At 47.7% G+C, this 8,299-nt stretch carries 6 protein-coding genes; all 6 read left to right on the forward strand.

The genetic code is table 11. The features are described from left to right. Window positions 1-26: 26 nt before the first annotated feature. Window positions 27-602: an RNA polymerase sigma factor gene (locus tag ACIFSR_RS09780; RefSeq protein ID WP_430057039.1), complete on the forward strand. Its 576-nt coding sequence runs from the start codon at window positions 27-29 to the stop codon at window positions 600-602. Further along, the gene (locus tag ACIFSR_RS09785; RefSeq protein ID WP_339205311.1) at window positions 586-927 is read left to right on the forward strand and encodes a hypothetical protein; all 342 of its coding nucleotides are present in this window, start codon (window positions 586-588) and stop codon (window positions 925-927) included. The genes ACIFSR_RS09780 and ACIFSR_RS09785 overlap by 17 nt, the downstream gene beginning before the upstream one ends. Continuing rightward, entirely contained in the window at window positions 924-2,396 is a 1,473-nt protein-coding gene (locus ACIFSR_RS09790; protein ID WP_339205310.1) for a hypothetical protein, read from the forward strand. The genes ACIFSR_RS09785 and ACIFSR_RS09790 overlap by 4 nt, the downstream gene beginning before the upstream one ends. Before the next feature lie 89 nt (window positions 2,397-2,485). Then, window positions 2,486-3,181, forward strand: coding sequence for a heptaprenylglyceryl phosphate synthase (locus ACIFSR_RS09795; RefSeq protein ID WP_430057042.1), 696 nt, complete (start codon window positions 2,486-2,488; stop codon window positions 3,179-3,181). 234 nt (window positions 3,182-3,415) lie between these two features. Further along, a complete protein-coding gene (gene pcrA, locus ACIFSR_RS09800; RefSeq protein ID WP_430057045.1) occupies window positions 3,416-5,815 on the forward strand; it encodes a DNA helicase PcrA in 2,400 nt (799 codons plus the stop codon). A 63-nt stretch (window positions 5,816-5,878) separates the two neighbouring features. Then, window positions 5,879-7,876 (forward strand): NAD-dependent DNA ligase LigA, encoded by a 1,998-nt coding sequence (ligA, locus tag ACIFSR_RS09805; protein WP_430057101.1) that lies wholly within the window; start codon window positions 5,879-5,881, stop codon window positions 7,874-7,876. Window positions 7,877-8,299: the final 423 nt, after the last annotated feature.

Raw genomic sequence — 8,299 nt, forward strand, 5'->3', positions numbered from 1 at the left:
TACTTATAGAGAGAGCAGGTGAATGGATGAGTGCGGAGCAACAAGCGATTGAACGACTGAAAGGCGGTGACGGCTCCGCCCTGAAGTGGCTGATGGAGCAGTACGGCAACGATATTTTGCGGACAGCCGCCTTGCTGCTGAAGGATCATCACTTGGCAGAGGATGTGAGCCAGGAGGTATTTATAACTGCTTTTCAAAAAATAAAACAATACCGCGGCGATGGAAGCCTGCGCGGCTGGCTGCTGCAAATGACAATTAATCGCTGCCGCAGCAAGATGAGGCTCGCTTCATGGAAAAGGCTGCTGTTTCGAGCGGAAACAGGAGAAGAATTGAGCGTACATAACATGATGTTTAAAGCGCCGAGTGATACGGGAGTTGAACAATGGCTGCTGGCCTCATCGCTTCGTGAATCCATTGAAGTTATGCCATTCAAATATCGTGAGGTCATCGTTCTTTATTATTATCAAGAGCTGACCATTAAAGAAATCGCGCAGGTGCTCGGTGAGCCGGAAAGTACCATTAAGAGTAAGCTGCTGCGAGGACGGCGACAGCTCAGGCAGCAATTAGAGGAAGGAGACTGGCAGGATGAAACAAGAGCATGATACAAAAAGCATTCGTGAAAATTTGGATATAGAGCTGGCGGGCGTTCAGTTCACTGAACAGCTTCAAAAGACTGTTTTAGACCGAGCATGCCCTCCTTCATTTTGGAATCGGGAGCTGCGTATACCTGGGATTGCTGTCGTTTTAGTCCTATGCATGTGTATCGCTGTACCCGTAATCGGCTGGCAGCGTTTAACGTCATCTGTATATTCTCCGCAAACGATGGATGCCAAGCCCCAGCCTGAAAGCAGCGATCGGTTAATTATGATTGCAGGCGGCGTTTATTATGAATCAGAGCTGCTTGAAGGGTGGCCGAAGGAAAAATGATACGAATGAAAGTGAAAACGATGGCTATGCTGCTCGCTTTTCTTATGATTGTAGCGGGAAGTTGCTATTTTCTAATTCCCTTTTTCCTTTTTCATACGGAGAAATACGAAGTTTTGTGGAAGTGGTTTCCTAGAACCGAGAGCGCGGAATCTGCACTTTTATTAGCGTCTGAGGCGTCTGAGCTGGTTACGGATTCGAGCGGCGACGATCGTATATTTATTTTCCCGAGCAGCAGCTCCTCCAGCGGAGGAGAACGAACGGCAGAGGAACGTATGCGCGAGATAAACCGACTCGAACATTTGGTGGAGCAATATTCAACGTCGTCATATATTTATGGGGTTAAATTTAATTTGGGCAAGCTTTATATGTGGAACAAGGAGTGGGATAAAGCAGAACGGCTTTTTGCAGAGCTTGACGCAAATGTGAATACCGGTACATTCCATGCGGATGAGGAGCTGCGAACCTATCTAGCGATTTTAAGTACAAGAACGGAGATACCTGATAAGCAGGCTACTATAACAGGGAAAGTTAAGGTTGGTGAAAAACCGGCTGCGAATGTGTTTGTTATATTGCACCGCAAGGATGCAAGCGGATGGAGCACGCCGCCTTATCTTCATTACCCGGTAGCCATTACAGATGAGCATGGTGTTTATCGTTTTTATGACGTCGATGCTAATGAGTATGAGGTTGGAGTCGGTGTCACCCCTGCTGAGGTAAATGGATATTACTTAACGCAGTCTGACCGAGAGTATGTGAGCGCTCTAGAAGGCAAAACAGAAACATACGATTTTCAATTTGTACCGCAAGTAAGTGTTATATCACCAGTTAATAAAGAACAGCTAACCGGGGATAAATTGCAATTCGAATGGAATGCCTATCCGGGTGCGGATTACTATACGCTTTCGATAACGTCCATTTTCCGCATTAAAGATGGGAATACTGTTGGCGCTAATACGGTACAGCTTTCAGATGAGCGCTTTAAAGGAACAACAGCGGAGTACAGCTTGAAGGAATTGAGAGGAAATACGCTGGGATTTGGCAAAAGCATGGACTCGGGAGGAAATGTTGCTTTGTCTAATATCGGAGTGCTTGGCGCGGTTTATCCCGGGGGAGATTTCATATGGTCAGTTGATGCTTATGATGCGGGCGGGCGCAAAATATCGAGCTCTAGCGGCTATTACACGGCTCTAATCCAGAAACCCCCGTTTTTCACGATGCCAGAGGAAGGGATGCTTGCTGGAGACAGGCTGGTCATTAAAGGGGAATATGAGGAAGCCATCGCGTCTTACAAGTTAGAAGGGGATAACGATGACGCATTGCGTCCGCTAGCTAGACTGATTTATTACGGCATTACGAAGGCAGACGGCGATCCTGCGGAAGCCTTGACTTATTTAGAGCGGGTAAGAGTCCCCAATGCTAGCGACAAGAACCTGATGAAGCATATGAAAGAGGAGCTTGAAGGAAAGTAACTGTTTGACACGGATTTCTCGCTGACATAGCATAGAAGGAAAGTAATTATGCGACAATTGATTTATGACAAAGCGAGGCGTGATCATTCATGAATGAGGTTTGGTTTTCAAGCTGGAGGCATGTGTTTAAGCTCGACCCTGATCGAGAAATTTCCGATGAGCAGCTTGACGCGATTTGTACCTCGGGTACAGACGCAATTATTGTCGGAGGCTCCAGCGGCGTTACTTTTGAGAATACAGTGGATCTTATGGCACGAATTCGCAGGTATGCGGTGGACTGTGCATTAGAGGTTTCTACTTTAGAGGGAGCGGTTCCCGGCTTCGACGGCTATTTTGTACCGCTTGTCCTTAATACGAGCAGAGCAGAGTGGATTACCGGACGGCAAACCGAGGGGCTAATAGAATATGGCTCCTTCGTTCCTTGGGAGGAAACGGCGGCGCAAGGGTATATTATTTTGAATGAAGAGGCTACTGCTGCAAAAGTTACGGGTGCGCAAACGGAGCTGACAGAAGCAGAGCTCACCGCACATGTGCGAATGGCTGATCGGCTGATGCGCCTGCCGGTTGTTTACTTGGAATATAGCGGACGATTCGGCGATATGCAGCTGGTGAAACGGGCAAGAATGACAGCCACGCAAGCACGGGTATTTTATGGCGGCGGAATTGACAATGCAGACAAAGCTCGTCAAGCGGCTGAAGCTGCTCATACCGTCGTTGTAGGAAACATTATTTACAGCGATCTTGAAGCAGCGTTATCGACAGTGGCAGCTGTTAAGAATGTCTGATTTGTTCCTGTTTTGCCTATAGCCATGGTCTCAATGAAAAAAAGCATTCGCTGTATCTGATCCTGTTGCACTTAATTGACTATGGGACAGAACGGCTGATGCTTTTATTTGTTTATAGCGTTGACATACTTTCTGTCATAATTCAAGCTAATTCCTATATTCTCAAATTGACACAGCGGTAGCCGTTGTCTACACTGGTGAGAGGCGAACATATGCGAACAAAGGAGTCTGAGCATGTTGAATTATATGAGTATCGAGCAGGCGGTACAGAAGCTGAACCCGCCGCAGCGTGATGCTGTTCAAGCGACTGACGGGCCGCTTTTGATTATGGCGGGAGCGGGCAGCGGCAAGACTCGCGTTCTGACACATCGAATTGCTTACTTAATAGAAAAGAAGCGTGTGGCGCCATGGAGTATTTTGGCCATCACCTTTACGAATAAAGCATCAAGGGAGATGCAGGACCGGGTCAGTGCGCTTGTTGGACCATCAGGGCGGGACATTTGGGTATCTACCTTCCACTCGATGTGCGTGCGTATCCTCAGAAGAGATATCGATCGGATCGGTTTTACATCCAGCTTCTCTATTTTGGACTCTTCGGACCAGTTGTCGGTTATCCGCGGCTGTATGAAGGACATGAACATCGATACGAAGAAGGTTGAGCCGAAGGCGGTTCAAGCTGCAATAAGCGGAGCGAAAAATGAGCTGATTACGCCGGAGCAATTCGAGCAAAAGGTCGGCGACTATTTTGAGGGCATCGTTGCCCAAGTGTTTACGAAATACCAGAAAAAGCTGAGAAGCAATAACTCACTTGATTTTGATGATCTTATTATGATGACGATTCAGCTGTTTAAAGATGTTCCAGAGGTGCTTGAATTTTATCAGAACAAGTTCAGATACATTCATGTGGATGAGTATCAGGATACGAACAGAGCACAATATATGCTGACCCGCATGCTTGCGGATAAACATCATAATATATGCGTAGTAGGTGACAGCGATCAGTCCATCTACCGCTGGCGTGGAGCTGACATTACGAACATCTTGAATTTTGAGGGCGATTATCCAGAGGCGCGGACGATCATGCTGGAGCAAAACTATCGTTCAACAGCAAATATTCTCGATGCAGCAAACGCGGTTATTAAGCTGAATACAGGGCGCAAGCCGAAGAAGCTGTGGACGGATCAAGGCGCGGGCGATCTCATTGCACTCTATCAAGCAGATACTGAACATGATGAAGGATATTTTGTAACTGGGGAAATTCGCAAAAATGTGAATAACGGCTATAAATTTGCCAATCATGCGATATTATACCGTACCAATGCTCAGTCGCGGGTTATAGAGGAAATTTTGATTAAATCGGATATTCCTTATCAAATCGTTGGCGGCATTAAGTTCTATGATCGCAAAGAGATTAAGGATTTGCTCGGATATTTGAAGCTCGTTTCCAACCCGGATGACGATATAAGCTTGGTGCGTATCATTAATGTGCCGAAGCGGGGGATCGGGGATACAACGGTTGGCAAGCTTGCGGATGAAGCTGCGAGAAGAGGCACTTCCATTTACCGTGTATTGAACAACCTCGGCGAGGTTGAGGTGAATGCTCGGACACGGACGCTATTGCGCGAGTTTTATGAGATTATCGACAATCTTACACGGATGGTTGAATATCTATCGGTAACGGAGCTTACAGAGAAGGTGCTCGAGCTGTCGCAGTACCGGATGGAGCTGCACCAAGAGAACACGCTGGAGTCGAAGGCGCGTCTTGAGAATATCGATGAGTTTCTGTCGGTGACGATGGATTTTGAGAAGCGCAATGAGGATCGGACGCTCGTGGCGTTCCTAACTGATTTGGCACTCATAGCCGACATCGATTCCTTGAACAAGGATGAAGAAGAAGCAGAGAAGAACAAAGATGCGATTACACTGATGACTATGCATAGTGCTAAGGGACTTGAGTTCCCTGTCGTTTTCATTATCGGCATGGAGGAGAGCGTATTTCCGCATAGCCGTGCTCTTGCTGATAATGAAGAGCTTGAAGAGGAGCGGCGTCTTGCATATGTAGGGATTACCCGCGCGGAGAAACGGCTTTATCTGACATGTGCGCGGATGCGGACTTTGTTTGGCCGTACGAGCAGCAACATGCCTTCGCGTTTCCTGCAGGAAATACCAGAGAGCGTAAGAGAAGGCGCTTCTAGCGGCAGCGGCGGTTATTCACGTGGAAGCGTGGGCACTCGCAGCGGCGTTAGCGTCACGGGCGGTACTGGTGCGGCTGCGCAAGGCGCGAGCCGCGGGTTTGCCGGTCGCGCGCCAGCTGGCGGTGCGCCCGGTGCAGGCAGCCGTTCCCCAGGTATGGGGGGAACGGGCCCAGCCGCGATGGGCGGCAGAGGAGGCGGCGTGCGTGTCAGCACGCCGCTGCAGGAAGCCGCTCGGGCGGCTCAGGGCAGCAGCGCGGCGGGCGATGCCGCGCCTGGAACATTTGCGTCAGGCGATCGCGTGTCGCATGGCAAATGGGGAATTGGCGTTATCGTCTCCGTCAAAGGGACGGGCAAGGATATGGAGCTTAACATCGCATTCCCAGCTCCGGTTGGCATCAAGCGATTGCTTGCCGGCTTTGCCCCGATAACAAAAGTATAAGGTTGATCAGCCATTTTTGACGATTAGAAGGAGGAGCCTTCCGTGAACGCTCAATTAGAGAGAATGCAGCAGCTTGTTGCGATCATTGCAGAGCATAATTATCGCTACTACACGCTTGATCAGCCTACAATAAATGATACGGATTATGACAAGCTCTATGATGAGCTTGTCGCTTTGGAGAAGGAGACGGGCGTGCTTTTGCCTGAGTCGCCGACACAGCGAGTAGGCGGCGATTTGCTCAAAGGTTTTGAGCCGTACAAACACCGTGCTCGTTTATGGAGTTTGGACAAAGCTCAAAATACGGAAGACCTGCTTTCGTGGAATACAAGATTGCTTAAAGCAGTCGCTGATTATAATGCAAAACATCCGGAAGAAGAGCCTTTGCCGCAGCCTACTTATGTCGTTGAGCTGAAGTTCGACGGCTTAACCCTGAATCTGACCTACGAGGATGGACAGCTGGTTCAAGCAGCTACGCGCGGTAACGGTGCAGTTGGCGAAGGGATATTGCAGCAGGTTCGAACGATACGTTCTGTTCCACTCACAATTCCATGGGCTGATGGTATTGTTGAAGTGCAGGGAGAAGGCATTATGCAGCTTTCCGTGCTGGCAAAATATAATGAAACGGCAGCTGAACCGCTCAAAAATGCACGGAATGCCGCAGCAGGCGCACTGCGCAATCTTAATCCGCGGGTTACAGCCGAGCGGAAGCTGAACGCATTTTTCTATAATGTCGGCTACGCTGACGGAGTTTCTTTTGCAGATCATCATGAAATGCAGAAGTTTCTTAACGACAACCGCTTTAAGGTGAATCCATATGTAACATATCAAAACACGATCGAAGAGGTTCAAGAAGAGCTGCTGCGTGTAACAGAAAAACGGGAGCAGCTGGATTTCCTCATTGATGGTGCTGTAATCAAGGTTGTAGATATGCGGACGCGGGAAGCACTCGGTTATACGGATAAATTCCCTCGCTGGGCGGTTGCCTTTAAGTTCGAAGCGGAGGAAGCAGCAACAGTACTCGAAGCCGTGTCTTGGGAGGTTGGCCGTACCGGCAAAATAACCCCAGTCGCGCGTGTCGAGGCTGTTGAGCTCGCTGGTGTTACTGTACAAAACTGTACCCTCAATAATATTGGCGATATTGAACGCAAAAACCTCAAGTTCGCACTAGGGACACTCGTTACGATTCGCCGCTCAAATGATGTTATTCCAGAAATATTGGGCAAGGCCGATGATGTGCCTGGTGAAGAAATTGTGTTTCCAACCGTATGTCCATCATGCGGAACGGAGCTCGAGCAGCGGGGAGCTCACCTATTCTGCAATAATAAGCTGGGCTGCCAGCCGCAAATTATCGGTCGGATCACTCATTTCGCGTCTCGGGATGCAATGGATATCGATACGTTCAGCGTCATGACAGCAGAACAGCTATACAAAGATTGCGGAGTACGTGATCCTGCTGATTTGTACGCTCTTGCTTACGATGATCTGATTGGACTCGAACGATTCGGTGAGAAGAAGGCGCTCAAGCTGCTTGCCGCATTTGAAAAGTCCAAGGATAGAGAGCTTGCGTCATTCTTATTTGCTCTTGGCATTCCGAACACGGGCAAAGCAACAACGAAAATGCTGGCTGATCATTATGGAAATTTAGATGCTATTATGCAAGCGGAAGCTGCCGAGCTTATTACGCTTCCGGATGTTGGCGGTATTGTTGCTGAGAGCATCGTTGGATTTTTTCAAGATCCCATTATTATTGCGAGTATTGCCAGAATGCGCGAGCTTGGTGTGAAAGCTGAAGCGGAACAGCAGCTGGTTGCGAGAAATGATAGTGTATTCAGCGGGAAGACAGTCGTACTTACAGGTACGCTGCCGACGATGTCTAGGGATGAAGCTGCGAAGCTGCTCGAAGCTTGCGGAGCCAAAATCTCAGGCAGCGTATCTAAGAAAACAGATTTTGTTGTAGCTGGCGAAAGCGCAGGAAGCAAGCTGACGAAAGCTCGTGAGCTTGGTATTACGGTTATAGAAGAAGAAACTGAGTTATTGCGACTTTTGGGTGAAACCGTATAGTAATAAGACGTCATTCAAAGCATTGTTTTGAATGCTTTAATAAGAAGGAGCTGTCTCTTAAGGTTACAGACCTTGAGGCATAGCTCCTTTTGTTTTTAGTTAAATGATGATGGATTACTATCCATAAACCAGAATAATGAGTGCGTTAAAATAAATTGTAATTGTCATTTTTTTCAACTTGTATTCTGTTTGCGTAAGTGATATATTATTTCTTGTCGCTTCTGAGACACGGACAAACAATTGAATGACTCACAAACATTTGTGAAACAAACGGTTGACAACGTTGGACGAAGATGATAATATCATTTCTTGTCACGACAAAATGTGACAAACAAGTTCTTTGAAAACTGAACAAATGGATCACGTCGATCCGATAATGTTTTAAAATAGCTAGTTAAGTATTGAGCAAGTCAAACACCAATT

Source organism: Paenibacillus sp. NRS-1760 (genome assembly GCF_050467785.1).
GTDB lineage: Bacteria > Bacillota > Bacilli > Paenibacillales > Paenibacillaceae > Pristimantibacillus.

Bases quoted from the DNA above. Each gene is read 5' to 3' on its own strand.
- ACIFSR_RS09790 (WP_339205310.1), top strand. From the start codon at position 924: ATGATACGAATGAAAGTGAAAACGATGGCTATGCTGCTCGCTTTTCTT.
- pcrA (WP_430057045.1), top strand. From the start codon at position 3,416: ATGTTGAATTATATGAGTATCGAGCAGGCGGTACAGAAGCTGAACCCG.
- ACIFSR_RS09785 (WP_339205311.1), top strand. From the start codon at position 586: ATGAAACAAGAGCATGATACAAAAAGCATTCGTGAAAATTTGGATATA.
- ligA (WP_430057101.1), top strand. From the start codon at position 5,879: ATGCAGCAGCTTGTTGCGATCATTGCAGAGCATAATTATCGCTACTAC.
- ACIFSR_RS09795 (WP_430057042.1), top strand. From the start codon at position 2,486: ATGAATGAGGTTTGGTTTTCAAGCTGGAGGCATGTGTTTAAGCTCGAC.
- ACIFSR_RS09780 (WP_430057039.1), top strand. From the start codon at position 27: ATGAGTGCGGAGCAACAAGCGATTGAACGACTGAAAGGCGGTGACGGC.